Genomic DNA, 26934 nt, shown 5'->3' with positions numbered 1-26934 from the left:
TTCCTAGGAGTTCACGGTCTGGACCAGGGCGGGGATGGGCCCGTCCGGCACGATGGTGAGGGGCGCGGTGATGGGGAACGTCGATTCGCGCGATGTCAGCCGGCAGTGCCGGACGATCGACGCCAGCTCCAGGGTCGCCGCGGTCAGGGCGAAGAACTCGCCGATGCACGACCGCGGCCCGCCGCCGAACGGCAGGAACTGCCATTGCATCCGCGAGCGGCCCGCGCTGAACCGGTCGGGATCGAATTCCAGTGGGCGGTCCCATAATTCCGGGTCGCGGTGCATGGCGTACACGCCGACCAGCAGCATGCTGCCCGCCTCGACGCGGAAGCCGTCGACTGCCATGTCCTGCCGGGCAATCCGCATCACACCGGGCGTCGGGCCGCCGAGACGCAGGGCCTCCTGGATGACGCTCACGGTGTAGGGCAGCTGGCTGCGCGGATTGGTCCGCAGTGCCGCCTCGTCGACCGCTGACACCTCGGCCGCGACGCGGTCATAGATGTCGGGATGACGGCCCAGCGACCAGAGTGCGAAGGCGAGCGTCGTCGCGGTGGTCTCCAGCCCGGAGGCCAGGAAGATGACGAGCTCGTGGCAGATCTCTTCGTCCGTCAACGGTTCTGACGTCTCCGGATCCCGGGCCTCCATCATCGCGCGGACCAGGGGCGCACTCAGCTCCGGATCGGTGCGGCAGTCCTGCAGGATCTGCGCGGCGAGGTCGTGCGCCACCTTGTTGAATCTGACGGCGAAGCGGCGTTCCCTGGTCGGCACCCAGCTCGGCACCTTTACCGGTGCGCGGCCCCGGTCGGCGATGTACTTGCTGATCCGGCGTAGTGGATCAACCAATTCGTCTGTGTAGGAACCCGGTTCGAATCCCATGATGGTGCGGCCGAGCACCCGCATGGTGATCCGCCGACTCTCCTGGTCGAGGTCGATCTCGGACCCGTCGCGCCACGAGGTCGCGGCGTCGGCGGCGATGTCGTACATCTGCCCGTTGAGTTCGGCGATGCGCGCGGTGGTGAACACCGGTTGCAGCATGCGCCGCCGCCCGACCCATTCCCGGTGGCTGAAATTCAGCAGCGATCCGCCGTTGAGCTTCTGCTGCTCGGTCATGAACGGGAAGTCGCGGTCGACGGCCGGGTACGTGGCGGTCAGGACGTCGCGAGCGCCCTGCGGAGAGGTCACGGCGACGATCGGCGGCATCATCCACTTCGGGGCGATCCGCACGGTGGTGACCGGACCGCCCGCGTCGCGGAAGGTCTCACATCCACTGTGCGCCACCTGGATCGCGGCGATGCGCTCCCGCAGGCTCAAGGGTACGTCGGGGGCCGGCGGCAGCCGGCCGACATCCTTTGCATCGGTTGACACTGTCGGCTCCTGTCGTCAGATGCCGTACCGAACAACGGTGTGGTGTTCGGCGGCAACCCAATTCGCGGTCATCAGGGCCTGGTCGGTGGCGGCGCGGCCGGCCTTCGCCGGCGCCGGGAGGCCGCGCATCCCGAAGAACCGGTCGGGCCCGTAGTAGCCGCCGGCGACGACGTCATCCGCAGCGGCGGCGTAGGTGATCGACAGGGCCGCGACGTCCGCCGGCTGACCGATGGCCCGGCACGAGGCACGCCACGAGACGTCGCCCCACTTGCGGCCGGAGTGCATGCCCGCGTCGGTATCGGCCCAACCAGGTTGTGCGGATAGCGATTTCACCGTGCTCCCGGCAGCGATGAGACGGCGCTGCAGTTCACCCGCGAACAACAAGTTGGCGAGCTTGGCCTGGCAGTAGCCGTCGAACGCGGAGTACCTGCGGGTGCGCCACCCGGGATCGGCGGGCGCGAGCTTGCCGAAGCCCGGTCGGCCGACGAACTCGTGGGCCCGGCTGGTGACCACCACGACCCGGTCGGTGATGCGGTCCAGCAGCTGGCCGACCAGCGCGAAATGTCCGAGATGGTTGATGCCGGTGTGCAATTCGAAACCATCGGCGGTCAGTCCGTAGGGCACGTGGCACACTCCGGCCAGCGCGATGACGGTGTCGACGGGGCCGCAGGCAGCCGCCGCGGACTTCACAGAGTCCAGGTTGGCCAGGTCGAGATTCAGAGTCTGTGCGGCAGGGCCGATTTCGGCGGCCAACGCCTCGGCTTGCTCAGGGCGGCGGCACGCCAGGACGACCCGAGCTCCCGCACTCGCCAGGTGCCGCGCGGTGGCGGAGCCGAGGCCACCGTTGGCACCGGTGATCAGGACCGTCCGGCCGGTCTGGTCAGGAATGTGCGCGCCGAGCCAGTCTTTGGCGGCTTTGGCGCCGATCGAGCGCGCCATCTAGCCGCGGGCCCACTTGGGCTGGATGAAGATGCCCTCGGCTTCGATGGTGACGCCCTGGTCGTCGGCGATGTGGGCGACGCCGTAGGCCTTGAAGCCCTCGGTGCGCACGATGCGTGCTTCGGCTCGCAGCTTGCCCAGCGGGGTGGGGCGCACGTACTTCACGTTGATGGTGCCGGTGAACCGGGTCGTGCCGTCGTTCGACGACACTTCGCCCAGCACATGGTCGAGAATCATGGCGCAGACGCCGCCGTGCGCGTGGTTGGGCGGGCCCTCGTAGGCGGCGCCGAGGGAGAACTCGGACCAGACGTAGTCCTTTGCTTCGAGGACGACGGTCAGCGGCGGTGCGACCGGGTTACGCAGCCCCACAACGGCATTGGCCCACGGCAGCCACTCACCTTCGGTGGTGAAGCGCAGGCCCCAGGTCTTCTCCAGCTGCTTGGAGCGCAAACGCGCGGTGGCCGATTCGATTTCGGCTTTCGCGGCCGTGATGCTGTCGGCGTCGGCGTCGCTGCGGACCGTCGCGTCCATCAGTTCCCGGACCGATTGGGTCAGCGGCTCGAATACGGAACGGAGGCGTTCGGCTTCCTCGGGGCTGAGGGTGTCGGTACTGAAGTCGAGCATGTCGCTACTAGAACATGTTCTACCGGATGCTGTCGAGCCCAAAGTTTGCTGCGATGGTGGTCGAGGGTTTGCCACGGCGGCGGGCGTCGCGGCAGTGGGCGCGCGGCCCGCAAGCTGATTCACAGTATTGATCGGTGTCCTTTGGAACACTGTTATCGGTTGTGCGGCAACGTGGTTCCCGCTGTGACGGGGGTTACATCGATTCTTGCGTTGAGCAACTATTGAAACAGGTTCTAACTAGTTCGCTAAATTGGAAATTAACGCCTCCGACGTGGATATTTACGCCAAAGCAATATGGACTGCACTGGGATTGCGTGTTACAAACTATTGCCGTTAGTTGCTGAGATCAGTACGGCGAAGAACAGCCATGCCGTTATGTCCACGCGCACACGACAGTTCTGAGCAGTCCGCGGATTGCGTGGTGCCGCTCGTGGATGACGTTGCCGAGGAGGACAAGAATCTTGACCAATCCAGTAGTCGTTGCGTATGCGCGAACACCGTTCACGCGTTCGCTGGTAGGTGGACTGGCCAACGTTTCTGAGTTCGACCTCGCGAGCACGGTGATCCGTGAGGTGATCGACCGCGCCGGCGTCGACCCGCAGTGGATCGACAACATCGTGATGGGTGAGGTGCTGCAGGGCGGCGGCTGCATCGCCCGCTACTCGGCCCTGGAGATGGGGCTGCCGCTGGACACCCCGGCCGTCGCGGTCGGCGGTTGGTGCGCCTCGGGAATGATGGCGATGCACCAGGCGGTGGCGACCATCAGGGCGGGCATGGGCAAGTGCGTCATCGCCGGCGGCCTGAACACGCCGTCGGCGTCACCCTTGGCGGGTCCGCAGTTCGCGGCCACCGGCATCACCGACACCAAGATCGCCCCGATGCATCCCGGCATCGGCGAGATGCCGGCGCTCGACCTGGCCCGCACCCTCGGTGAGGGCACCGCGCGGATGTTCGGCCTGACCCGCGAAGAGGTCGACGAGTGGTCGGCCCGGGCGCACACCCTGGCCTCGGACGCCATCGACGCGGGCGTGCTCGATGTCGAGAAGGTCGCCGTAACTGTGGACGGCACAGCAGTTTTCGATGACGAACTGCCGTGCCGCGACTTCAACATGACGAACCTGTCCGCGCTGACGTCGTTCCTCGGTGAGGACTGCACGGTGACGCCGGGCAACCAGACGGGCCTCACCGACGGTGCCGCCGCCGTGATGATCTGCGACCCCGACTTCGCCGCGGCACAGGGCCTGACCCCGCTAGCGGAGATCGTCGGCTGGTCGGTCGTCGGCTCGGAGCCCGAGCGCGCCACCGAGGCCGCGATCACCGCCACCCGGCGCGCCCTCGACGGCGCCGGCATCAGCACCGCGTCCGTCGACCTGTACGACGTCCACGACTCCTACGCCTCGATCGGCATCGCCTACGAACGCTCGCTGCACATCGGACGCGACCGGCTCAACGTGCACGGCGGCGGCCTGGCGCTCGGCCACCCCTACGGTGCCTCCGGTACCCGCGTGGCCGGCACCTTGATCAATGAACTGCAGCGCCGCGGCGGCGGTATCGGCGCCGGTGCGATCGTCAGCGCGGGCGGCCTGGGTGCCGCCGTCGTGCTCAACGTCTTCCCGCCGGCGGCGTGACGCGACGATGCTCGATCTGATCTCGCGCGTGGTCATCGCCGCGCCCAAACGGATTCTCCTGGCCACCGTCATCCTGATGTCGCTGTTCGGGGTCCTGTCCGCGCCCGTCGCCGACATGCTCGGCGCCGGCGGCTTCACCGACCCCGACGCCCAGTCCAACCGCGCCAACAAGGTGCTCACCGAAGAGTTCCATCGCGGCTTCGTCAACCTCAATCTGCTGGTGCAGGCCAAGCAATCGGTGACCTCGGCGCCGGTGCGGGCCCAGGTGGACCGGCTGGTCACCGAGTTGCGCGGCACCGAGCACGTCGCGCGGGTGCTCTCACCGTTCGAAGCTCCTGATCCGGTCGCAGCCGGCCTGGTGAGCAAGGACGGGCGTTCGGCCCTGGTCATCGCCTTCATGGACGGCAACGAGACCACCGGCATCGCGTCGTCCACCGCGTTGGTGGAACGCTATGTCGGCGGGCGGGATCCGGGCCTCACCATCTCGGCGGGCGGTCCCGGCGCTGTGTACTCCGCGGTCAACGAGCAGAGCCGGCACGATCTGACCGTCAGCGAGGCCATCGTGCTGCCGCTGACATTCCTGGTCCTGGTGTGGGTGTTCGGCGGCGTGGTCGCGGCCCTGGTGCCGCTGGCGGTCGGGGCCTTCGCGATCTCGGGTTCGGTTGCCATCCTTCGGGTGCTGGCCGAATTCGTCGACGTCTCGATATTCGCACTCAACCTCGCGGTGGCGTTGGGGTTGGCCCTGGCCATCGACTACTCACTGCTGCTGGTGAGCCGGTACCGCGAGGAGATCGGCGACGGCTCCCATCCCGACGAGGCACTGCGGCGCACCATGCGCACCGCCGGCCGCACTGTCGTCTTCTCGGCGGCCACGGTCGCGCTGTGCCTGGCGACCATGGCGGTCTTCCCGATGTACTTCCTGCGGTCGTTCGCCTACGGCGCGGTGTCGGTGGTGGCCATGGCCGCGCTCGCCGCGCTGGTCATCACGCCGGCCGCCATCCGGGTCACCGGTAAGCGGATCGGCAAGCCGGGTCAGCGTGGTCCGCTGACCGAATCACGTTGGTACACCTGGACGCACGCGGTGATGCGTCGTCCCAGGATCGCCGCCGCCGTCACCCTGATTCCGCTCGTCATCGTCGGGTTGCCGTTCCTCAACATCAAGTTCGGCTTCCCCGATGACCGCATCTTGCCGACCACGTCATCGGCGCGTCAGGTCGGTGACCACATGCGCAGTGACTTCACGCAGGACGCCGGGTTGCCGGTGCACATCGTCCTGTTGCACGGCAACGGAACCCGCGACAACGCCGCCATCGACGCCTACGCCGCGGAGCTGTCCAAGGTGCGGACCGTGGTGGCCGCGGCCGGGCCGGGTGCCACCTACGCGGGCGGACGCGCGATCGGTCCCGCCGGTCACGAGGCCGGTACCGGCACCGACGCCAGTTTCCTGACGGTGACCACCACGACGCTGCCGTTCAGCGCGGCGTCCGACGAAGCGCTGGACCGGCTGCACGCGGTGCCGCCGCCGGCCGGGATGACGCCGTTGTTCACCGGTGCCGCGCAGTCCAACCGCGACGGCGTCGAGGCCATCGCCACCCGGGTGCCGACCATGCTGGGGCTGATAGCGGTGGTGATGTTCGTCCTGCTGTTCCTGCTGAGCGGCAGCGTGATCATCCCGCTGAAAGCGCTGGTGCTCAACGCTTTGTCGCTTACGGCGACGTTCGGTGCGCTGGTGTGGATCTTCCAGGAGGGTCATCTCGGTGGCCTCGGCACCACGGTGGTGGGCACTTTGGTGTCGACCATGCCGGTGCTGATGTTCTGCGTCGCGTTCGGCCTGTCGATGGACTACGAGGTGTTCATCATCGCCCGGATTCGCGAATTCTGGCTTGCCTCAGACCGATCCGATGCGGCCGGCCGCGAATCGGTGGCCCTTGGTCTGGCCGGCACCGGCCGGATCGTCACCGCCGCGGCGCTCGTCATGGCCATCACGTTCGCCGGGCTCGTCGCCTCGCAGGTGTCGTTCCTGCGCATCTTCGGGTTCGGGCTGGCGGTCGCGATCCTGGTGGACGCCATCGTGATCCGGACCGTGCTACTGCCGGCCGTCATGGTGCTGCTGGGCAAGGCGAACTGGTGGGCGCCGGCGCCGCTGGCCCGGCTGCATGCCCGCATCGGTCTGAATGAGGGTGCGTCAGCGAAGAATTCGTCAGCTCCAGCGGAAGTCGGGTAATGAATCAGATGGCGACACGAAGTCTGCTGTTGACCGGTGCCACCTCCGGGCTGGGGCTCGGGCTGGCGAAACGCGTGGTGGGACAGCCCGGTTGGCACGCGGTGCTGCCGGTCCGCAATGCCAAGCGGGGCGAAGAACTGAAGGCGGCGCTCGGTGACCGCGCCGCGGCCGGCACCACCCACATCGTGGTGTGCGATCAGGGCAGCCAGGAGAGCGTGCGCACCGCCGCCGCCGAGATCGTCCGCCTGGTGGCGGACGGCGTCATCCCGCCACTGCGCACCGTCGTGCTCAATGCCGCCGTGCTGCGCAACGATGCGCACGAGCTCGGTCCCGACGGCATCGAATTGACCGTCGCCACCAACCTTTTGGCCCCGCACGCGCTGCTGGCGCGGATCAGTCCCCAGCTGGCCGCTGATGCGCGCGTCATGATCGTCGGGTCGCCGACCATCCGCCAGACCCTGTTCCAGCGGCTGGCTCGGGTCAAGACCGCCCAGTGGCAGCCGCTCGCCGAGCAGTGCCTGCCCAGCGATGACGGGGTCCAGGCGTACGCGCGCACCAAACTCGGCTTGTTCTACCTGTCCCGCGCGGCCGGCGGACTGGTGCCCGAGGGCATGTCCGCGGCGTATTTCGATCCGGGCGTGATGCCGGGGACGAACATCCTGCGCGAACGTGGCCAGTTCAGCCAGGTCTACTGGCGCCGGGTGCTGCCGTACATCGCCTGGACATTCGGCGGGGTCACCGTCGGCCGCGGCGCGCGGTCGATGTCACCCTATGTGCTGCACCAGAAGTCGATGGGGGACAGCGGATTCCTCTCGGTCAAGTGGGGCAAGCGCGCACCGGCCGTCGACCCGGCGCGGGTACACGAGTACTTCGTGGAAGCGAACGACATCACCGGAATCGGGGAGTCCGACGCCGCGCCGTGGTGGTCGCAACCCGACCGCCTGCTCGGCCAGGCGGTCGGGCCGCGGGCCTGATGGCGCCGCGCAGGTCACTGGTCATGGGAGCCAGTGGCTTCCTCGGTTCCCACGTGACGCGTCAGCTCGTCGAACGCGGCGACGACGTGCGGGTGCTGCTGCGGGAGAGTAGCTCGACCCGCGGCATCGACGACCTCGACGTCGAGCGTTGCTACGGAGACATTTTCGACGATGACGCCGTGCGGGCCGCGATGGCCGACCGGGACGTCGTCTTCTACTGCGTCGTCGACGCCCGGGCCATGCTGCCCGACCCGGCGCCGTTGTTCCGGACCAATGTCGATGGCCTGCGCCAGGTGCTGGACATCGCGGTGGACGCCGAGCTCGACAAGTTCGTGTTCGTCAGCACCATCTGCACCATCGCCGTCAGCACGGACGGCAGTGCGGTCACCGAGGACACCCCGTTCAACTGGGCGGACAAGGGCGGCGACTACGTCCGATCACGGCGCGCCGCAGAACAACTCGTGCTGGATGCGGTCGCCGAACGGGGATTGCCCGCCGTCGCGATGTGTGTGTCGAACACCTATGGCCCGCGGGATTGGCAGCCGACGCCGCACGGTGAGATCGTGGCGCGCACCGCGGCCGGCAAGATGCGGTTCTACGCCGCCCATGCGGCCGCGGAAGTGGTCGGCATCGAGGACGCGGCGCGGGCACTGCTCCTGGCGGCCGAGCGCGGCCGTGTCGGGGAGCGCTACATCGTCTCGGAGAGTTACCTGCCGCTGCGCACCATCCTGGAGACGGCAGCCGACGAAACCGGTGTTCGGCCACCACGATTCGGTGTCTCCAAGGCCGCGATGTACGCGGGGTCCTACGCCTCGCTGCCGCTACGCGCGGTGCGCCCGGGCAAGGTGCCGCCGCTGCTCACCATCACGCGGCTGCTGCACCTGACGTCACCGGCGGACAACAGCAAGGCCCGGCGGGAGTTGGGCTGGGAACCGGAGCCGACGGTGAATGCCATCCGCCGTGCGGCCCGGTTCTACGCAGACAATCAGTTGCTCTGATCCGCCGGCTGCTCGAACTTCATGGCTTCGAGGTTCCAGTAGCCGCGCAGGTTGGTGATGAGCCCCTCGGCGTTGACCTTGTACGTGAAGGGGCCGCGGACGGTCGCGACGAAACCGTTCGGGAATTCGGTGCGCAGCACCAGGATGTAGGCGATCTCGTTGGGCGAGCTGGACGGGAACGTCTCCTCGCAGGTGATCGTCAACTGGTTGGGCCCGATGTTGGTGTCGTAGAAGGCTGCCAGCGCCTCCTTGCCCTTCACGCCGGTGCCGTCGGGGTTGGTGACGGACTCGCCGATCGGGTCTTCGACGACGATGTCGTCGGCCATCAGGGCCAGCCAGCCCTCCCGGTCGTGGCTCTGGACGCAACGCCACGACGACTGCGACGCGGTGACAACGGGATTCATGCTTCTCCTTGTTCATGGCGAAACGGCATTCCGGCAGGCGGTAACTTTCGCTGCTGGAATGCCGTTTCGGCCTGGGCTGTCTCGCTCAGCGGTCGGCGTCGGTGTATCGGATGACGCCGCGGATGTTGCGGCCCTCCAGCATGTCCTGGTAGCCCTCGTTGATCTGCTCCAGCTTGTACTGCCGGGTGACCATGTCGTCGAGGTTCAGGCGGCCGGCCTTGTACATGGCCAGCAGCGACGGGATGTCATGGTGCGGGTTGCCGCCACCGAAGATGGTGCCCTGCAGGCGCTTCTGCATCAGCGTCAGCATCGACAGGTTCAGCTTCACGTCCAGGCTGGCCATGTTCGCGACCGCGGTCACGACGCACGTGCCGCCCTTGCTGGTGATGTTGAGGTAGTTGTCGATGTCCTCACCGTGCAGTTCACCGACGGTGACGATGGTCTTGCTGGCCATGCGGCCTTCGGTGACCTCCGCGACGCCGGCCATGGCGCTGAAGATGTCCGGGTAGGCGTGCGTGGCGCCGAACTTCAGGGCGTTGTCCCGTTTGAACTCAACAGGATCCACGACGAAGACATTGCGGGCACCGGCGTTCAGGGCACCCTGCAGCGCTCCTGTACCGACACCGCCGACGCCGACGATGCAGACGTCGTCTCCGGGGCGGACGTCGCCGCTGCGCACCGCGGAGCCGTAGCCCGTGGTGACACCGCAGCCCACAAGGCAGGCGACCTCGAACGGGATGGTCGGGTCGATCTTCACGACCGAGCTCTTGTGGACCACCATGTAGGGGCTGAAGGTGCCCAGCAGCGTCATCGGGAGGACCGGCGTGCCGTCGGCGGCGTGCACGCGGTGGGTGCCGTCGGAGACGGCAGTGCCGGTCAGCAGGTACATGCCCAGGTCGCACAGGTTGCGCATGCCGGCCTGACACGACGGACACTCACCACACGATGGGATGAACGACAGCACGACGTGGTCACCGACGGCGATGTGGTCGACACCGGGGCCGACCTCGACGACGATGCCCGCGCCCTCATGGCCGCCGAGCACCGGGAAACCGGCCATCGGGATGTCGCCGGTCACCAGGTGGTGGTCCGAATGGCACATGCCCGAGGCTTCCATCTGGATCTTGACCTCGTCTTTGACGGGGTCGCCGATTTCGATTTCCTCGATCGTCCACGGCTTGTTGAACTCCCAGATGAGAGCACCTTTTGTCTTCACCGCATGTGCCTTCCACTAGAACGTGTTTCACTTAGACTAGAGGCAAAAGTTAGATACGTCACACCCACCCCCAATCAACTACTTGGCCGGTTTCACCAGATCGGGACGGGAGCCTCGCCCAGCGGGTAGTAGCCGGGCAGTTGCTCGCCGGCCAGGCTGCGCTGGATGCGCTGCTGCATGCCCTTGGACAGTTTGCCCGCGGTCATCAGGTCCATATAGAGCTTCTGCACGTGGCCGAAATCGAAGAAGTCGCGCTGCCAGGCGATCTTCGGCTCCCCGTCCACGTTCTCCAGCCGGAACCAACTGCCGCCGATGCCGTAGATCTCCCGCCCCTCGGCCGACGGGTCGTCGGGATCGGTGACCACCTGCTTCCAGAAACCGACAACCTCGCCCTGCTTGTCGTCGATCACCACCCGTTGATACGGGTACTTCCAGCCTTCGAGGCCCTCCATCTCCAAACCCAGAGCGATGTCCCGGATTTCGGCCTTGCCGAGGCACATCACGTCCTCTTTGGGCCCGATGTTCCAGCCGTAGGTGGCGTCGTCGGTGTAGAAGTCGGCCATGGGCTTCCAGTCACCGGCCGCCTCGGCGTCCCGGTTGACCTGCAGCCACCGCTGCACCCACTCTTCGAGTTGTTCGCGGGGGAATGACGTCATTGTCTTGTCCTTTGTTTTCAGCTGGTTTCGCGAATGAACAGGGCTTGGGTCGGGCATTCGGCCACGGCGCGCTCGATCTCGCCGCGCGCTTCGTCGGGCGGGGTCTCGTCGAGGATCTCGACGGTGCCGCGCTTGGGAACGTTGAAGTAGTCGGGCGCCTCCAGGGCGCACATGGCGTGGCCCTGGCACAGGTCGCGGTCGACTTCAACGCGGTAGCCACCCATTTCAGGAGCGCTTCCGGTACCGGACCGTCGCGGGCCGGGCCAGCTGGACGACCATCTTCGAGTGGTCGTTCTGGTAGCTCTCCGGGGGCTGGGCCATCTCGAACTCATACTCGCGCAACAAAACCGAGAAGATCGCCTTGATCTGCATCTGCGCGAACGCCGCACCCACGCAGCGGTGCTTGCCGGCACCGAACGGGATCCAGGTCCACCGGTTCAGCAGATCTTCCTGCCGCGGCTTCTCGTAACGGTCTGGGTTGAACGCGTCAGGGTCCGGGAAGTCCTCGGGAATCCGATTGGAGATCGCCGGCGAGGCGGCCACCATCTGGCCCTTGTGGATCGGGTGCTCGGCGACCTCGAACTCGTCCTGCGCGACGCGCATCAGGATGATCAGCGGCGGGTGCAGGCGCAGGGTCTCCTTGAGCGCGTTGTCGAGATTCGGAATCTGGCGCAGCGCATGGAAACTCACCTCCTGGCCGTCCGAGTAGAGGTCGTCGAGCTCCTGCTGGACCTTGGCGTAGAAGTCGGGGTGGCGCAGCAGCTCGATCAGCGTCCACGACGACGTACCCGAGCTGGTGTGGTGTCCGGCGAACATCAGCGAGATGAACATGCCGGTGACCTCGTTGGCGCTGAAGCGCAGGTTGCCCTCTTCGTCCTTGATGGATACCAGGACGTCGAGCAGGTCACGATCGCTCTTGTCGGTGGGCGGGTTGGCAATTCGGCCGTCCATGACCTCCTGCACCAACTCCACCAAGTTGGCCCGGGCCTCGTCGCGGATGCGGAAACTCTCGATGGGCAGATAGGGGTCGACGTAGCAGAGCGGATCGGTGCCGCGCTCGAGCAGGTGGTAGTAGTTCGCGAACCGCGAATCGAGCTGGTTGCGGAACTTGGAGCCGATCAGGCAGGCCGTCGAGGTGTAGATGGTCAGTTCGGAGAAGAACTCCAGCAGATCGATTTCCCCTGAGTCGCCCCAGTTTTCGGTCATCCGCCGGACCTCGCGCTCGATGGTCGCGGCGTGGCCCTTCATCTGCTCGCCGCGCAGCGCGGTGTTGTGCAGCATCTCGGCCCGACGTTCGGGGTCGGCGTCGAACACCACGCCCTCGCCGAAGATCGGCGTCATGAACGGATAGGCCTCGGCCTGGTTGAGTTCACTGTCGCTCGAGCGGAAGAAGAACTCGTTGGCCTCAGAGCCCGTCAGCAGCACCACCTGCTTGTCCGCGAGCTGGAACCAGCCGACGTCGCCGCATTCGTCGCGGATGCGCTGCATCAGGCCGATCGGGTCGGTGCGGAACTCTTCCAGGTGGCCGTGTTCCTCGGCACCGCCCGAAACCCGTTGTACCTCTTTGGTGATGGTCATTGTCCAGGCATCCCTTCTTCGCCCAGGGCCAGCGACTGACGGTCCTTGATCTCCGTCAGTGGCGCTTCGGGCTGCAGTTCCATGTTGGCGATGTACCCGCCGCGCGGGGTCTCGGCGACGAACGTGATGGCGCGGGCCAGGTCGGCGGCGCGCAGGAAGTAGCTGTGGCGGGCCTGGCCCCATTTGGCCCAATCCTCGAGGGCCGGACCGATCTTCTCGGCCGGCAGGCTCCAGCCCATCGACGTCATGGTCGGGCCGGGGTGCACGACCGAGGCGCGCACGCCGGTGCCTTCCAGCTCCATCTGGAAGTTGGTGACCATCGCGACCAGGCCGGCTTTCGCGGCGCCGTAGGCGCCCATGTGCGGGCGCTGCCGCAGCGCCACGTCGGATCCGACGAAGATCAGGTCGCCGCGCCGGCGCTCGACCATGCCGTCGAGGACGGCACGGGCCATCCGGTTGGCGCCGACCAGGTGAATCTGCAACTGTGCCGCGAAATCGTCGGTGCTCATCTCGTGCAGCCGGCCGAAGTTGGTGTCACCGGCGCCGGTGACCAGGACTTCGATGTCGCCGAGAGCGGCTGTCGCCTTGGCGACGAAGTTCTCGACCGACGCGGTATCGGTGACGTCCAGCGGCAGCGCGATCGCTTCTCCGCCTTCGGCTTTGATCTGGTCGACGAGTTCCTGACACTTCTCCACCCGGCGGGCGCCGAGGGCGACCGGGAAGCCACGGGCGGCGAGTGCCGTCGCCGTCGCGGCGCCGATGCCCGACGAGGCGCCGGCCACGATGGCGGGCCTGCGGGTGGGGTGTGGTTCGAAACGGGCCATGTAGCAATGCCTCTCAGAATCTGGCGGTTCAGCGGGTCTGGACGGTGACGGGCAGGTGGGCAAATCCGCGGACGCTGCTGGAGTGCACGCGGACACAGTTGTCCTCGTCCACCTCGTAGCCGCGGATACGTTTGAACAATTCGGTCAGGGCGACCCGGGCTTCCATCCGGGCCAGGTGGGCGCCCAGGCAGAAGTGGGCACCGCTGCCGAAACTCACCAGCTTCGAGCCGATCTCGCGGCCGATGCGGTACTCGTCGGGCGCCTCGAACACCCGCTCGTCGCGGTTGGCGGAACCGGCGAGGAGCACCAGCACCTCGCCCGCCGGGACGGTGGTGCCGTGAAACTCGAGGTCCTCGACGACGGCCCGGGCCAGCAGCTGGCTGGACGTGTCGTAGCGCAGCGTCTCCTCGATCCACGGCGAGATCAGCTCGTGGTCGTCGAAGACCGGAGCCAGCTGGCCGGGGTTCTTGTGTCCCCAATAGGCCGCATTGGCAAGCAGTTTCGTGGTGGTCTCGTTGCCGGCGATCACCATCAGGAACAGGAACGCCATGATCTCGTCGTCGGTGAGTTTGTCGCCGTCGATCTCGGCCTCGACCAGTGCCGAGGTGAGGTCGTCGCTCAGGCTCTTGCGGCGCTGCTTGACCATGGCGGCGTAGTACATCAACAGCTCGCCCGAGGCGGCGATGGCGGAGGCCGGGACGTCGGGTGCTCCGTCCTCGCGGTGCATCACGCCGTCGGCGAGTGCGCGGATGCGCACGCGGTCTTCGTCGGGGACGCCCATCAGCTCGCTGATGACGTCCATGGGCAGCTTGCCCGCGAAATCGTCGACGTAGTCAAAGGTGTTGCTCTGCAACGCCTCATCGAGGTGCTGGACGGCGATCTCGGTGACGCGCCCTTCGAGCTCGCGGATGCGCCGCGGCGTGAAGCCCTTGGAGACCAGGGTGCGCAGCCGCAGGTGCGCCGGATCATCGAGGGCCAGAAAGGACATCACGCGGTGCGCTTCGTCGTTGCGGGAGATCGGGTCCAGCGAGACGCCGTGCTTGTTGGACAGGGCGGTGCTGTTCCGGAAGCCGCGCAGCACATCCTCGTGCCGCGACAGGGCCCAGAAGTTGAGCTTGTCGTTCCGGTAGATCGGCGCCTCGTCCCGCAGCCGCCGGTAATACGGATACGGGTCCTCGTGGAAGTCGTAGCTGTACGGGTCGATGAGTAGCTCGACATTGGCTGTCATGCGTTGTCTCCCACGATAAGTCCGACGACATAGGACAGCCGGTCTGCGATTTGGTGATAGGTGTAGACGCCGCTGCCGGCGTTGACGAGTGCCCCGAAGTACGTCATCTCCAGCGCCGACAGCAGGCGCGGATCGGCGTCGGGCCCGACGGCCGAACGGATCCGGCGGTGGATTTCGCCACCGATGCGGTCGCGCACCTTGCGGACCGTGTCGTCGTCGCCGGACAGCAGGGCCGTCGTGCAGGCGGCCGCCACCCCGGGTTCGTCGGCGACCACCAGGGCCAGGCTGCGCAGCGCCTGCTCGACGCGGCTGGCCATCGACTGGTTCACATCGGTGAAGTAGGGCACCTGCCGAACCATGTCCAGGTAAACCTCGGCGATGAGGTGGTTCTTGGACGAGAAGTAGGTGTAGGCGGTTGCCGGCGCGACCTTGGCTCGCGCCGCCACCGCCCGCACCGTCAGGTCGGCGTAGGACGATTCGCGCAGCATCTCGCGACCGGCGGCCAGAACCTTCTGGAAGGTTTCCTCCTGGCGGCGGTTGCGCGGCTGATCGTCCGCTTCTTGGCCGGTACTTGTGACTGCGGCCACTGCATCGCTGGACACATGTCCAAGTTAGCCGATGACGCGTCGCAGAAGCAAGACGGTGGCGAAAAGAACCAGGTGAACCGGTGTTTGACGCGACGGCGGCGTTCCTGATTTCGCCCGACCCTTGCCACTCGGCAGCGCGTGAGGTTATGGTTCGACTCAACGTTGTCGGACAGCTGTCCAGAATTTTCAGGAGTGCAGATGACCTTGCTGGGTGATCGCGAAAGTCGCCTTCTCATCGACGGGAAATTGGTGCCGGGCTCGCGCGGCGCGTTCCCGACCATCAACCCCGCGACCGAGGAAGTCCTCGGCGTGGCGGCCGATGCCACGGTGGGGGACATGGCTGACGCCATCGACGCCGCCCGGCGGGCCTTCGACGAGACCGACTGGTCCACGAACGTCGAACTGCGGGTGCGCTGTCTGCGGCAGCTGCAGCAGGCCATGCGCGACCACCGCGATGACCTGCGCGAGCTCACGATTGCGGAGGTCGGTGCACCCCGGATGCTCACCGCGGGCGCGCATTTGGACGGTCCGATCGAAGACCTGAGCTTCGCTGCCGACACCGCCGAGAACTACCAGTGGACCACCGACCTGGGACATGCCACGCCGCAAGGCATTCCGACCAACCGGACCATCGCGCGCGAGGCCGTCGGCGTCGTCGGTGCCATCACGCCGTGGAACTTCCCGCACCAGATCAACCTCGCCAAAGTCGGGCCGGCGCTCGCGGCGGGCAACACTCTGGTCCTCAAGCCGGCGCCGGACACCCCGTGGGCCGCCGCGGTGCTCGGTGAACTGATCGCCGAGCACACCGACTTCCCGGCCGGCGCCATCAACATCGTCACTTCCCGTGACCACGGCGTCGGTGCCATGCTGTCGAAACACCCTGACGTGGACCTGGTTTCGTTCACCGGATCGACCGTCACCGGCCGCGCCGTGATGACCGACGCCGCAGAAACCATCAAGAAGGTGTTCCTGGAGCTCGGGGGCAAGTCGGCGTTCCTGGTGCTCGACGACGCCGACCTGGCCGGCGCCTGTGCGATGGCCGCGTTCACCGCGTCGATGCACGCCGGCCAGGGCTGCGCGATCACCACCCGGCTGGTGGTCCCACGGGCGCGTTACGACGAGGCAGTCGCGGCCGCGGCCGGCACCATGGGCGGCATCAAGCCCGGTGACCCGTCCAGCTCGCGCACTGTCTGCGGTCCGGTGATCTCGGCGCGCCAACGCGACCGGGTGCAGAGCTACCTCGACCTGGCCATTGAAGAGGGCGGCACCTTCGCCTGCGGTGGCGGGCGGCCGGCGGACCGCGACACCGGGTTCTTCATCGAACCGACCGTCATTGCCGGACTGGACAATTCGTCCCGCGTCGCGCGTGAGGAGATCTTCGGGCCGGTGCTCACCGTCATCGCCCATGATGGCGACGACGACGCCGTGTGCATCGCCAACGACTCGCCGTACGGACTGTCCGGCACGGTGTTCTCTGCCGACCCGCAGCGGGCGGCCGGCGTGGCGGCCCGGCTGCGCGTCGGCACCGTCAACGTCAACGGCGGTGTCTGGTACTCCGCCGACGCGCCGTTCGGCGGCTACAAGCAGTCCGGCAACGGCCGGGAGATGGGCATTGCCGGGTTCGAGGAGTACCTGGAGACCAAGTGCATCGCCACCCTCGCGACCTAGTCGCTCCAGTGGCCAACTGTGACACGCAAATCAGCGAAAACCGTGTAGTAACTGCCCATTCGGCGGAGAGGAAATCATGAGCAGGTTTGAGAACAAGGTCGCGATCGTGACCGGAGCCGGCGGCGGCATCGGCCAGGTCTACGCCGAGGCGCTGGCGCGCGAAGGCGCCGCGGTCGTCATCGCCGACATCAACGTCGAAGGCGCAGAGAAGGTGGCCGCCGGCATCAAGGCCGAGGGCGGCAAGGCGCTGGCCGTCCGGGTCGATGTTTCGGACATCGATTCGGCCAACGACATGGCCGCCCAGGCCGTGGCAGAGTTCGGCGGGATCGACTACCTGGTGAACAACGCCGCGATCTTCGGCGGCATGAAGCTCGACGGTCTACTGACCGTGGACTGGGACTACTACCGCAAGTTCATGAGCGTCAACCTCGACGGTGCGCTGGTGTGTACCCGCGCGGTGTTCGCGCACATGGAGAAGCGCGGCGGGGGCTCCATCGTCAACCAGTCCTCCACGGCGGCATGGGTTTACGCCAACTTCTACGGGCTGGCCAAGGTCGGCATCAACGGTCTGACGCAGCAGCTGTCCCGCGAACTGGGCTGGCGCAACATCCGCATCAACGCGATCGCGCCGGGGCCCATCGACACCGAGGCCAACCGCAGCACCACGCCGCAGGCCATCGTGAAGCAGATCGTCCAGACTCTGCCACTGGCGCGGATGGGCACGCCCGAAGACCTCGCCGGTATGTGCCTGTTCCTGCTGTCCGACGAGGCCAGCTGGATCACCGGGCAGATCTTCAACGTCGACGGCGGACAGATCATCCGGTCATGAGCGACGTTCGACTCGGGTATATCGGTCTGGGAAACCAGGGCGCGCCGATGGCCAAGCGGCTGGCCGAATGGCCAGGCGGGCTCGTCGTTTTCGACATGCGCGCCGAGGCCATGGCACCGTTCGCGGAACTCGGCGCCACCCTGGCCGACAGCGTTGCGGAGGTCGCCAAGGCAGACGTGATCAGCGTGACCGTGCTCAACGACGAGCAGGTCCGAGACGTCGTGACGCAACTCGCCGAACACGCCGAGCCCGGCACGGTGATCGCGATCCACTCCACGATCGAGCCGACGACCGCCGTCGAGCTGGCTGAGCAGTTGCGGCCCAAGGGGATTCACATCGTGGACGCCCCGGTCAGCGGCGGCGCCGGCGCGGCGAGCAAGGGCGAGCTGGCTGTCATGGTCGGGGCCGACGACGCGGCCTACGACAAGGTCAAGCCCGTCTTCAAGCAGTGGGCGTCCTTGGTGGTGCGCGCCGGTGAGCCCGGCGCGGGCACCCGGATGAAGCTGGCCCGGAACATGCTGACCTTCATCGGTTTCGCCGCCGCGTGCGAGGCGCAGAAGCTGGCCGAGGCTTCCGGGATAGACCTGCAGAAGCTGGGCCGCGTGGTGCGGCACAGTGACGCGCAGTCCGGCGGGCCCGGCGCGATCATGGCGCGGGACGACACCAAACCGCTGGCGCCCGACCACTTCCTCTACAACATGTTCGTCCACACCCGTGGGTTGGCGGAGAAGGATTTGTCGCTGGCACTCGGTCTGGGTTCTGCTGTGGGAGTGGACCTTCCGCTCGCCGAGCTGGCCCTGGCCAACCTCGCCGAGGGGCTCGGCGTACCGCATTCGAAGGAGCAGTGATGGACGAGTTGCGCGCCAAGGGCTTGGCGAAGATGAACGAGGTCTACGGCTGGGAGATGCCCAACATCGAGGGCGACCCGTACTTCGACCTCACCGTGGATCACCTGTTCGGCACCATCTGGAGCAAGCCCGGACTGTCCATGCGGGAGAAGCGGCTCATGACGTTCACCTGCGTCACTGCCGTCGGCTCGCAGGATCTCGCGGAAATCCAGGTCAACGCCGCATTGCTCAACGAGGAGTTCACCGAGGCCGAACTCAAGGACATCGGCATCTTCCTCACCCAGTACCTCGGCTTCCCGCTCGGTTCGGCATTCAACGGAGCGGTGTCCAAGGTGGTGGCCAGGCGGCGTAAGGCTGCCGAGAAGGGTCTCGGCGAGGACCGCAAGGCCAACGTCAACGCCGCGGTCAAGATGAACACCGGGACCGAGCTCGATGACCAGTAGGTATGCCTCGCTGTCGCGTGCCGAGCTCGCCGCGCTGGTGCCGGAGCTGCTGCTGATCGGCCAGCTCATCGACCGCGCCGGAATGGCCTGGTGCATCGTCGAATTCGGCCGCGAAGAGATGCTGCAGGTCGCCATCGAGGAGTGGGCCGGCTCCAGCCCGCTGTACACCAAGCGGATGCAGAAGGCGCTGAAATACGAAGGCGTGGACGTCATCACGATCTTCAAGGGGCTGCAGCTCGACATCGGCGCGCCGCCGCAGTTCATGGATTTCCGGTACACCGTGCATGATCGCTGGCACGGCGAGTTCCACCTCGACCACTGCGGCGCCCTCATGGATGTCGAGCCCATGGGCCCCGATTACGTGCGCGGCATGTGCCACGACATCGAGGACCCGACGTTCGACGCGACGGCGCTGGCGACAAACCGGCGCTGCCAGGTGCGCCCCATCCACCGGCCGCCGCGCGTGCCGGCGGGCCGAACGCCGGCCTGCGCGTGGACCGTCACCATCGACGAGTCCTATCCCGAGGTCGGGTTCATCCCGCAGCTCGACATCATCGGCGCGAGTGGTGCATACAACTGCGAGCTCGATGCGATCGATCCGTCCGACGACGGTCAGGCCGACTACTCCGGCCCGCTGCTGAGCGACGTCGACTTCTCCGCCTTCTCGCACTCGGCCCTGGTACGCATTGCCGACGAGGTGTGCCTGCAGATGCACCTGCTGGTGCTGTCCTTCGCGCTGGCGGTCCGGGCCCGGTGCAATGGCGACGTCGACAAGGAACGGTCGATCCGGACCAAGTCGCTGATCGGCATCTCCGGTGTTGCGGCCGAACGCATCCGGCGGGTGCTGGAGCTGCCGAACGACGCCGCCGGCGCCCTTCGCGTGCTGGAGCTGCATCCGCTGCTCAACCCGGCCGCCTATGTCTCCGTTGATGTTTCGGGTGACGAGGCGCACGTGCGCCCCTCGCCGGCGCACGAGGACGACGCCTGGATCGCCCTGGTGTCCCCGGGATCCGTCCTGCCGCTGCAGGCGATCGCGACGGCCGTCAACCCGCTGCTGCGGGCGGAGGTGTCGGGCACCGACACCGACTGGACCGTCCGATTCGTCGAAACCGACACCCCGGCAAAGGAACTCGGCGAGGTCTCGGTGTGCAAGGTCAGCAGCGGGGCGGCGTGGGTGTTCGAAGAACGCAAGTCCCTGCCGCTGACGGTGGTCTAGGCGCGCTCAGAAGTCGTCGAACTCGCTGTCGAGACTCTGGATTCGCCCCGCGACCCCCGACAGGTCTGTGTGTGAGCGCTGGATGATGTCGGCGACATCGCCGCTGGCCTTGCCGATCGCCGACCACAGCGCGTGGTCGGCGGCGGCGGTCGGTGTCTTCTTGGCCTCGTCGGCGAGGTCGTTCACCCACTGCTTGAGCGCGTCGAGTTCCCGGCGCCCGCCGTTGACCACGTCGGCGGACCGCTCGAGTTCGTCGCCCACGCGCTTGTCGATATCGGCCAGCCGGCCGAGGGCCTGGGCGTGCTGGTGGTTGGCGTCGGCGTAGCGGTCGGCTGCGCCGCCCGTCCAGTGCGATCCGGGACCCGCGGCCTTCACCTGCTCCTGCAGCCCGCGCAGCTCCGCGCTCTTGTCGAACTCGGTGCGATCGTGCGGAACGCCCTCGCCGAAGGTGGCGCGGGCCCGTTCCCACATCAGCAGGAAGGCATCCAGCGGCTCCACCGGTGTGGACCTCCTCGCGTGCGTCGGGCCTGCCCAGTTTAGGACGAGCCGACCAGCTATTAGTGTGTGGCTGTGCGAGTCCTCGTGATCGGCTCTGGAGCCCGTGAACATGCCCTGCTGCTTGCCCTGAGCCGCGACCCCCAGGTGGACTACCTGGCCGTCGCTCCCGGCAATGCCGGCACCTCCGCCGTCGCCGAACAACACGACGTCGACATCACCGCCGCCGACGAGGTGGTCGCGCTGGCCAGGAAGCTGTCCGCCGACCTGGTGGTGATCGGGCCCGAGGTGCCTTTGGTGCTCGGCGTGGCCGACGCCCTGCGTGCGGCCGGCATCGCCTGCTTCGGACCGTCCAAGGACGCCGCCCGCATCGAAGGCTCGAAGGCATTCGCCAAGGACGTCATGGCCGCTGCCGGGGTTCGCACCGCGACCAGCGAGATCGTCGACAACCCCGCTCACCTCGACGCAGCACTGGACCGCTTCGGCCCGCCTGCCGGTCAGCAGGCGTGGGTCGTCAAGGACGACGGCCTGGCCGCCGGCAAGGGCGTCGTCGTCTCCGCTGACCGCGACGCGGCCCGCGCGCACGCCGCCGAACTGCTCGAGTCCGGCCACCCGGTGCTGCTCGAGTCGTTCCTCGACGGACCCGAGGTGTCGCTGTTCTGCGTCGTCGACGGCGAGACCGTGGTGCCGCTGCTGCCCGCCCAGGACTTCAAGCGCGTCGGCGACAACGACAGCGGACCCAACACCGGTGGCATGGGCGCCTACACGCCGTTGCCGTGGCTGCCCGCCGCCGTCGTCGACCAGATCGTCGACGAGGTCGTCAAACCCGTTGCCGCTGAACTGGTTCGGCGTGACAGCGCGTTCTCCGGGCTGCTGTACGCGGGCCTGGCCATCACCTCGCAGGGGCCGGCCGTCGTCGAATTCAACTGCCGCTTCGGCGATCCCGAGACCCAGGCGGTGCTGGCGCTGCTGGAGACCCCGCTGGGTTCGCTGCTGAACGCCGCCGCCACCGGAACCCTGGGCTCGCTGGGCGAGCTGCAGTGGCAGGACGGCTCGGCCGTCACCGTCGTCGTGGCCGCCGAGAACTACCCGGGTCGCCCCCGCGTCGGGGACGTGATCACCGGATCGGAGACGGCCGGCGTGCTGCACGCGGGCACCACCCGCCGGGCCGACGGCAGCGTCGTCTCCTCCGGCGGCCGGGTGCTGTCGGTGGTCGGCACCGGTGCAGACCTGGCAGCCGCGCGGGCCGACGCCTACCGGATCATCGAGTCAGTTCGCTTGCCGGGCAGCCACTTCCGCACAGATATCGGCCTCGCGGCCGCCGAGGGCCGCATCTCCCTCTAGCGATTTCGGCGTGATTTGTATCGCTCACCGCTACAAATCACGCCGAAATCACGCAGTCAAAAGCGGGGCCAGCCACGAGATCTCGGCGGGCAGCTGTGAGCTCCAGAACGCCCCGTCGTGCCCGCCGGGGGAGAACCCGCCCGCCGCTCCGTTCGGCAGTTGGGCGATGAACTGCTTGGTCGCCGAGTAGAACGGGTCGCTGTCGCCGCAGTCGATCCGGATCGGGATGCCCGCCAGCCCGGGCAGTCCCCACACCGAATTGGCCGCGTAGTCGCCCGCGCCATCGAAGGCGCCCGGAGCCGTCGCGCCGGATGACGTCCACAACGCCGGACTCACCGCGCAGATCGCCGCGGTCCGGGCCGCCCCCAGCCGACCGCCCAGCAGCAGCGCGCCGTAACCGCCCATCGACCAGCCGAGGAAGCCCACCCGCGAGGTATCCAGCCCCTGACCGGCCAGCATCGGGATCAGCTCGTCGAGCACCATCGCGCTGGCATCCTCACCGGACGCCCGCTTGTGCCAGTAGCCGCCACCGCCGTCGACGGCCACCACCGCGAACGGCGGCAGGCCCGCCGCCACGGCCTGCGCGAGCCCCTGTTCCACACCGCCGGCCATCACGGTCGCGGCATCGCTGCCTTTGCCGTGGAGCGCGATCACGGGGCGCAGCGGCGCGGTCTGGCCCGGCGGGCGGGCGATGGCCCAGTTGGTCGAGACACCGCCGCGGGCCTGAGAGACGAACGAGCCCGTCACGTAGGTGGGGGCCGGGTCCGCGACGGCCGGGGGTGGCGCCAGCGGCGTTCCCACGCTCGTCATCGTCACCGGTTGCGCGGTGACGGCCGGGCGGTTGATCGTCGACCCCAACGCGAACGCGCCGGCGGCCCCTGCGGCCGCGCCCGCTCCGAGACGGAGGACGGCGCGTCGGCTCAGCTCTGTCATGGCCGCCATCATGCCATCGGCCACCAGGCGTCATTCCTGAGTAATGCCTAATGGATTACGTCAATTCGTGATCACCACGTGACCATTGCTGGCAGCATTTACCTGGTGATGACAGCAGTCACCCCTAAGGGGGAACGGCGACGGTATGCGCTGGTCAGCGCCGCCGCCGAGCTGCTGTGCGAGGGGGGCTTCGACGCCGTCCGGCACCGCTCCGTGGCGCAGCGAGCCGGGCTGCCGCTGGCCTCCACGACGTACTACTTCTCGTCCCTCGACGACCTCATCGAAAAGGCCGTCGAGCACGTCGGCGAATCCGAATCGCAGCAGCTGCGGCTGCGGGTTTCGACACTGTCTCGGCGCCGCCGCGGCGCCGACGCGACGGCCGATCTGCTGGTCGACCTGCTGGTCGGCGACGGTAACCGGGCGTCCGACCAGCTGATTTCCCGCTACGAGCGCTACATCGCCTGCGCTCGCCAGCCCGGGCTGCGGGACGTGCAGCGACGGATCCTCAAGCAGCGTTCCGACGCCGTCATCGAGGTGGTGGAACGGTCGGGGCGCTCGGTGCGCGCCGAACTGCTGACGGCCCTGGTCTGCGCGGTGGACGGGGCGGTGGTCGCCTCGATGGTCAGTGACGGTGACGGCCCGCGTGCGACGGCCCGGGCGACCCTCGTGGACGTCATCGACGTCTTGGCGCCCTTCGACCAAGAACGCCGGATCGCCCTGTAAATAGGCCGAAGTAGGCTTAAGCCCCGTGAGCATCCCCAATGTGCTGGCCAACCGTTACGCCAGCGACGAGATGGTGGCCATCTGGTCACCGGAGAACAAGATCGTCGCCGAACGCCGGCTGTGGCTGGCAGTGCTGCGCGCGCAGTCCGAGCTCGGGGTGGCCGTGCCGGACGGGGTGGTGGCCGACTACGAGCGCGTGCTGGAGCAGGTCGACCTGGCGTCCATCGCCGCGCGCGAACGCGTCACCCGCCACGACGTCAAGGCGCGCATCGAAGAATTCAACGCGCTGGCCGGCCACGAGCACGTGCATAAAGGCATGACGAGCCGCGACCTCACCGAGAACGTCGAGCAGCTGCAGATCCGGCAGTCGCTGGAACTGGTGTTCTCCCACGGTGTCGCGGTGGTGGCGCGGCTCGCCGAGCGCGCCGCGCTGTACCGCGACCTGGTGATGGCCGGTCGCTCGCACAACGTGGCGGCGCAGGCCACCACCCTCGGCAAGCGGTTCGCCTCGGCAGCCGAAGAGACCCTGGTCGCGCTGACCCGGCTGCGGGAGCTGATCGACCGGTACCCGCTGCGCGGCATCAAGGGCCCGATGGGGACCGCGCAGGACATGCTGGACCTGTTCGGCGGTGACGCCTCGCGGCTCGCCGACCTGGAGCGCCGGGTCGCTGAATTCCTGGGATTCACCGAGGTTTTCACCTCGGTCGGCCAGGTGTACCCACGGTCGCTCGACCATGACGTGCTGTCCGCGCTGGTGCAGTTGGGCGCCGGTCCGTCGTCGTTCGCGCACACCATCCGGCTGATGGCCGGCCACGAACTGGCCACCGAGGGCTTCGCGCCCGGGCAGGTCGGCTCGTCGGCCATGCCGCACAAGATGAACACCCGGTCGTGTGAACGTGTCAACGGTCTGCAGGTCGTGCTGCGCGGCTACGGCTCGATGGCCGCGGAACTGGCTGGGGCGCAATGGAATGAGGGCGACGTCTTCTGCTCGGTGGTGCGCCGTGTCGCGCTGCCCGATGCGTTCTTCGCGATCGACGGGCAGACCGAGACGTTCCTGACGGTGCTCGACGAGTTCGGCGCCTACCCGGCGGTGATCCAGCGTGAGCTGGACCGCTACCTGCCGTTCCTGGCGACGACCCGCATCCTGATGGCCGCGGTACGCGCCGGCGTCGGCCGCGAGACCGCACACGAGGTCATCAAGGAGCACGCCGTCGCGGTGGCGCTGGCGATGCGCGAAAAGGGTTTGGAACCCGACCTTCTGGACCGGTTGGCCGCCGATCCGCGCCTGCCGCTCGACCGCGTCGAACTCGATGCGGCGCTGGCCGACAAGCAAGCGTTCAGCGGTGCGTCCGGTGACCAGGTCGACGCCGTGGTGGCTGCGGTGGACCGGTTGGTCGGGCAGTACCCGGAGGCGGCCAAGTACACCTCGGGCGCCATCCTGTGACCCTGGCGCGAAGTCTCGCCGGGGTCGACCTGACCGACCTCGACAACTTCGCTGCGGGTTTCCCGCACGAGCTGTTCGCGCGGCACCGCTCCGAAGCCCCGGTGTACTGGCACGAGCCGACCGAGAACACCCCGGACGGCGAGGGCTTCTGGTCCGTTGCCAGCCATGCCGAAACCCTTGCGGTACTGCGTGATCCGGTGACGTTCTCGTCGGTGACGGGCGGTTCGCGGCCGTTTGGCGGGACCCTGATCCAGGACCTGTCCATCGCCGGCCAGGTGCTGAACATGATGGACGACCCGCGGCACGCGGAGATCCGGCGGCTGGTCTCGTCGGGGCTGACGCCGCGGATGATCACGCGGGTCGAGGATGACCTGCGTGCGCGAACCCAGGCGCTGCTGGACGCGGTGAAGCCGGGCGTGCCATTTGACTTCCTGGTCGACATCGCCGCCGAGCTGCCCATGCAGATGATCTGCATCCTGATGGGTATCCCTGAGTCGCAACGACATTGGCTGTTCGAGGCGATCGAGCCGAGTTTCGACTTCGGCGGTTCGCGCAAGGCCGCCATCACCCGGTTGTCGGTGCAGGAAGCCGGGTCGCGGATGTACAACTTCGGGATGGAGTTGATCGCGTCCAAGCGGGCCGAACCCACCGACGACATGCTGTCCGTGGTGGCCAACGCCGAAGACGTGTCAGACCTCGAGGTCTATCTGTTCTTCAACCTGCTGTTCAGTGCGGGCGCGGAGACCACCCGCAACTCGGTCGCCGGCGGGCTGTTGGCCTTGTGCGAGAACCCATCTCAGCTGGCACTGCTACGCGCGGACCCGGCACTGCTGCCGTCGGCGATCGAGGAGATGGTGCGCTGGACCTCGCCGTCGCCGTCGAAGCGGCGTACCGCCACCCGCACCGTCGAGATGGGCGGGTGCACCATCGAGGCGGGGCAGAAAGTCGTGGTCTGGGAAGGTTCGGCCAACCGCGACGAGCGGGTGTTCACCGATCCCATGGCCTTCGACGTGGCCCGGAAACCCAATCCGCACTTGGGATTCGGGCAGGGACTGCACTACTGCCTGGGCGCGAACCTGGCGCGGCTGGAGCTGCGGGTCCTGTTCGACGAGCTGCTGGCCCGGTTCCCGGACATCCAGGTCGTTCAGCCACCGGAATGGACTCGTAGCAACCGGCACACCGGGCTGCGGCACCTCTGGGTCACCCTGTCGTGATTTGTGCACGAAAATCCGCGGGTGGCGCGGAAAATCGTGCACAAATCACGGGGCTTTCTGCAGCGTGAACTGGTTGACATCGACCTGGCGCAGCCGGAACATCTTCGCGCACCCGGTCAGGTATTTCATGTATCGGTCGTAGACCTCGACCGACTGCACTGCGATGGCTTCGTCGCGGTGGGCTTCCAGGGCTTCGGCCCACAGGTCGAGGGTTCTCGCGTAGTGCGGCTGCAGTGACTGGACCCGGGTCACCTTGAATCCGGCCGCCGCGGCGTGCTGGCGGACCATCGGGGCGGACGGCAGCCGGCCGCCCGGGAAAATCTCGGTCATGATGAACTTGACGAACCGCAGCAGGTCGATCGTCACAGGCAGGTTCGTGTAACGCGGATCGGTGCCGCAGATGGTGTGCAGCAGCATGATGCCGTCGGGTGGGAGGGCGTTGTAGGCCATCTGGAAGAACGCTGGGTAGCGGTCGTGGCCGAAGTGTTCGAATGCGCCGATGGAGACGATCCGGTCGACTGTTCCGTCGTAT

Annotated in this window: 27 protein-coding genes; 13 read left to right on the top strand and 14 right to left on the bottom strand. The window is 67.4% G+C overall.

Going from position 1 to position 26934, the window contains the following annotated elements; translation table 11 throughout:
* Positions 1-3: 3 nt before the first annotated feature.
* From TL10_RS22155 to TL10_RS22145, 3 genes are read right to left on the bottom strand one after another with little or no spacing between them, the layout of a single operon-like run.
* Positions 4-1365 (bottom strand): cytochrome P450, encoded by a 1362-nt coding sequence (locus TL10_RS22155; protein ID WP_043987357.1) that lies wholly within the window; start codon positions 1363-1365, stop codon positions 4-6.
* A 15-nt stretch (positions 1366-1380) separates the two neighbouring features.
* Complete coding sequence (locus tag TL10_RS22150) at positions 1381-2304, bottom strand: SDR family NAD(P)-dependent oxidoreductase (protein WP_043987356.1); 924 nt, start codon at positions 2302-2304, stop codon at positions 1381-1383.
* Positions 2305-2928 (bottom strand): PaaI family thioesterase, encoded by a 624-nt coding sequence (locus TL10_RS22145; protein WP_043390302.1) that lies wholly within the window; start codon positions 2926-2928, stop codon positions 2305-2307.
* A 461-nt stretch (positions 2929-3389) separates the two neighbouring features.
* Between TL10_RS22145 and TL10_RS22140 the strand changes: the two genes are divergently transcribed.
* Genes TL10_RS22140 through TL10_RS22125 form a run of 4 tightly spaced genes read left to right on the top strand, consistent with a single transcriptional unit; the run spans position 3390 to position 8752 of the window.
* Entirely contained in the window at positions 3390-4556 is a 1167-nt protein-coding gene (locus TL10_RS22140; RefSeq protein ID WP_043390304.1) for a thiolase family protein, read from the top strand.
* 7 nt (positions 4557-4563) lie between these two features.
* Positions 4564-6780 carry an MMPL family transporter gene (locus tag TL10_RS22135; RefSeq protein WP_043390884.1) on the top strand — a complete coding sequence of 739 codons (2217 nt, stop codon included), beginning with the start codon at positions 4564-4566 and terminating at the stop codon, positions 6778-6780.
* Positions 6781-6788: 8 nt separating this feature from the next.
* Complete coding sequence (locus TL10_RS22130; RefSeq protein ID WP_231575460.1) at positions 6789-7754, top strand: SDR family NAD(P)-dependent oxidoreductase; 966 nt, start codon at positions 6789-6791, stop codon at positions 7752-7754.
* Positions 7754-8752, top strand: coding sequence for an NAD-dependent epimerase/dehydratase family protein (locus TL10_RS22125; protein ID WP_043390310.1), 999 nt, complete (start codon positions 7754-7756; stop codon positions 8750-8752). The genes TL10_RS22130 and TL10_RS22125 overlap by 1 nt, the downstream gene beginning before the upstream one ends.
* Here TL10_RS22125 and TL10_RS22120 read toward each other — a convergent pair.
* From TL10_RS22120 to TL10_RS22085, 8 genes are all read right to left on the bottom strand, one after another.
* Positions 8740-9156, bottom strand: coding sequence for a nuclear transport factor 2 family protein (locus TL10_RS22120; RefSeq protein ID WP_043390313.1), 417 nt, complete (start codon positions 9154-9156; stop codon positions 8740-8742). The two genes, TL10_RS22125 and TL10_RS22120, sit on opposite strands and share 13 nt — an antisense overlap.
* Positions 9157-9241: 85 nt before the next feature.
* Positions 9242-10372 (bottom strand): NDMA-dependent alcohol dehydrogenase, encoded by a 1131-nt coding sequence (locus tag TL10_RS22115; RefSeq protein WP_043390316.1) that lies wholly within the window; start codon positions 10370-10372, stop codon positions 9242-9244.
* A gap of 92 nt (positions 10373-10464) precedes the next feature.
* Positions 10465-11028: a nuclear transport factor 2 family protein gene (locus TL10_RS22110; protein ID WP_043390318.1), complete on the bottom strand. Its 564-nt coding sequence runs from the start codon at positions 11026-11028 to the stop codon at positions 10465-10467.
* Positions 11029-11045: 17 nt separating this feature from the next.
* Complete coding sequence (locus tag TL10_RS22105) at positions 11046-11252, bottom strand: ferredoxin Fdx (RefSeq protein ID WP_043390320.1); 207 nt, start codon at positions 11250-11252, stop codon at positions 11046-11048.
* Between the two features lies 1 nt (position 11253).
* Positions 11254-12606, bottom strand: a complete 1353-nt coding sequence (locus TL10_RS22100; protein ID WP_043390322.1) for a lanosterol 14-alpha demethylase — start codon at positions 12604-12606, stop codon at positions 11254-11256.
* Entirely contained in the window at positions 12603-13430 is an 828-nt protein-coding gene (locus TL10_RS22095; protein ID WP_043390324.1) for an SDR family oxidoreductase, read from the bottom strand. The genes TL10_RS22100 and TL10_RS22095 overlap by 4 nt, the downstream gene beginning before the upstream one ends.
* A 28-nt stretch (positions 13431-13458) precedes the next feature.
* Positions 13459-14658 (bottom strand): cytochrome P450, encoded by a 1200-nt coding sequence (locus tag TL10_RS22090; protein ID WP_043390326.1) that lies wholly within the window; start codon positions 14656-14658, stop codon positions 13459-13461.
* Positions 14655-15260, bottom strand: a complete 606-nt coding sequence (locus TL10_RS22085) for a TetR/AcrR family transcriptional regulator (protein ID WP_043390328.1) — start codon at positions 15258-15260, stop codon at positions 14655-14657. Before TL10_RS22085 ends, TL10_RS22090 begins: the two co-directional genes overlap by 4 nt.
* Before the next feature lie 183 nt (positions 15261-15443).
* On the opposite strand from TL10_RS22085, the gene TL10_RS22080 reads away from it, so the two are divergent.
* From TL10_RS22080 to TL10_RS22060, 5 genes are all read left to right on the top strand, one after another.
* On the top strand, positions 15444-16913 hold the full coding sequence (locus TL10_RS22080) for an aldehyde dehydrogenase (RefSeq protein WP_043390330.1): 1470 nt from the start codon (positions 15444-15446) through the stop codon (positions 16911-16913).
* 76 nt (positions 16914-16989) lie between these two features.
* Positions 16990-17742, top strand: a complete 753-nt coding sequence (locus tag TL10_RS22075) for an SDR family oxidoreductase (protein WP_043390332.1) — start codon at positions 16990-16992, stop codon at positions 17740-17742.
* Positions 17739-18590, top strand: coding sequence for an NAD(P)-dependent oxidoreductase (locus TL10_RS22070; RefSeq protein WP_043987354.1), 852 nt, complete (start codon positions 17739-17741; stop codon positions 18588-18590). Before TL10_RS22075 ends, TL10_RS22070 begins: the two co-directional genes overlap by 4 nt.
* On the top strand, positions 18590-19033 hold the full coding sequence (locus tag TL10_RS22065) for a carboxymuconolactone decarboxylase family protein (protein ID WP_043390337.1): 444 nt from the start codon (positions 18590-18592) through the stop codon (positions 19031-19033). Before TL10_RS22070 ends, TL10_RS22065 begins: the two co-directional genes overlap by 1 nt.
* On the top strand, positions 19023-20249 hold the full coding sequence (locus tag TL10_RS22060) for a hypothetical protein (protein ID WP_043987353.1): 1227 nt from the start codon (positions 19023-19025) through the stop codon (positions 20247-20249). The genes TL10_RS22065 and TL10_RS22060 overlap by 11 nt, the downstream gene beginning before the upstream one ends.
* Positions 20250-20255: 6 nt before the next feature.
* Here TL10_RS22060 and TL10_RS22055 read toward each other — a convergent pair whose 3' ends face one another.
* The gene (locus TL10_RS22055) at positions 20256-20747 is read right to left on the bottom strand and encodes an EspA/EspE family type VII secretion system effector (protein ID WP_052506502.1); all 492 of its coding nucleotides are present in this window, start codon (positions 20745-20747) and stop codon (positions 20256-20258) included.
* Between the two features lie 72 nt (positions 20748-20819).
* Between TL10_RS22055 and purD the strand changes: the two genes are divergently transcribed.
* Complete coding sequence (gene purD, locus TL10_RS22050; RefSeq protein ID WP_043987351.1) at positions 20820-22088, top strand: phosphoribosylamine--glycine ligase; 1269 nt, start codon at positions 20820-20822, stop codon at positions 22086-22088.
* Between the two features lie 48 nt (positions 22089-22136).
* On the opposite strand, the gene TL10_RS22045 is transcribed toward purD, so the two are convergent.
* The gene (locus TL10_RS22045) at positions 22137-23033 is read right to left on the bottom strand and encodes an alpha/beta hydrolase (protein WP_043987383.1); all 897 of its coding nucleotides are present in this window, start codon (positions 23031-23033) and stop codon (positions 22137-22139) included.
* Between the two features lie 96 nt (positions 23034-23129).
* On the opposite strand from TL10_RS22045, the gene TL10_RS22040 reads away from it, so the two are divergent.
* From TL10_RS22040 to TL10_RS22030, 3 genes are read left to right on the top strand one after another with little or no spacing between them, the layout of a single operon-like run.
* Complete coding sequence (locus tag TL10_RS22040; protein ID WP_043390345.1) at positions 23130-23744, top strand: TetR/AcrR family transcriptional regulator; 615 nt, start codon at positions 23130-23132, stop codon at positions 23742-23744.
* Between the two features lie 25 nt (positions 23745-23769).
* Entirely contained in the window at positions 23770-25188 is a 1419-nt protein-coding gene (purB, locus tag TL10_RS22035) for an adenylosuccinate lyase (RefSeq protein WP_043390348.1), read from the top strand.
* On the top strand, positions 25185-26402 hold the full coding sequence (locus TL10_RS22030) for a cytochrome P450 (RefSeq protein WP_043987350.1): 1218 nt from the start codon (positions 25185-25187) through the stop codon (positions 26400-26402). Before purB ends, TL10_RS22030 begins: the two co-directional genes overlap by 4 nt.
* Before the next feature lie 45 nt (positions 26403-26447).
* On the opposite strand, the gene TL10_RS22025 is transcribed toward TL10_RS22030, so the two are convergent.
* Positions 26448-26934, bottom strand: a 487-nt coding sequence (locus TL10_RS22025) for a class I SAM-dependent methyltransferase (RefSeq protein WP_043987348.1), incomplete at its 5' end; no start/stop codon positions are given.

The sequence above is a fragment of the Mycolicibacterium llatzerense genome (assembly GCF_000878195.1).
In the GTDB taxonomy this organism is placed as follows: Bacteria; Actinomycetota; Actinomycetes; order Mycobacteriales; family Mycobacteriaceae; genus Mycobacterium; species Mycobacterium llatzerense.
Note: the sequence above shows the minus strand (reverse complement) of the source record. Positions and strands in the feature narration are given on the sequence as shown.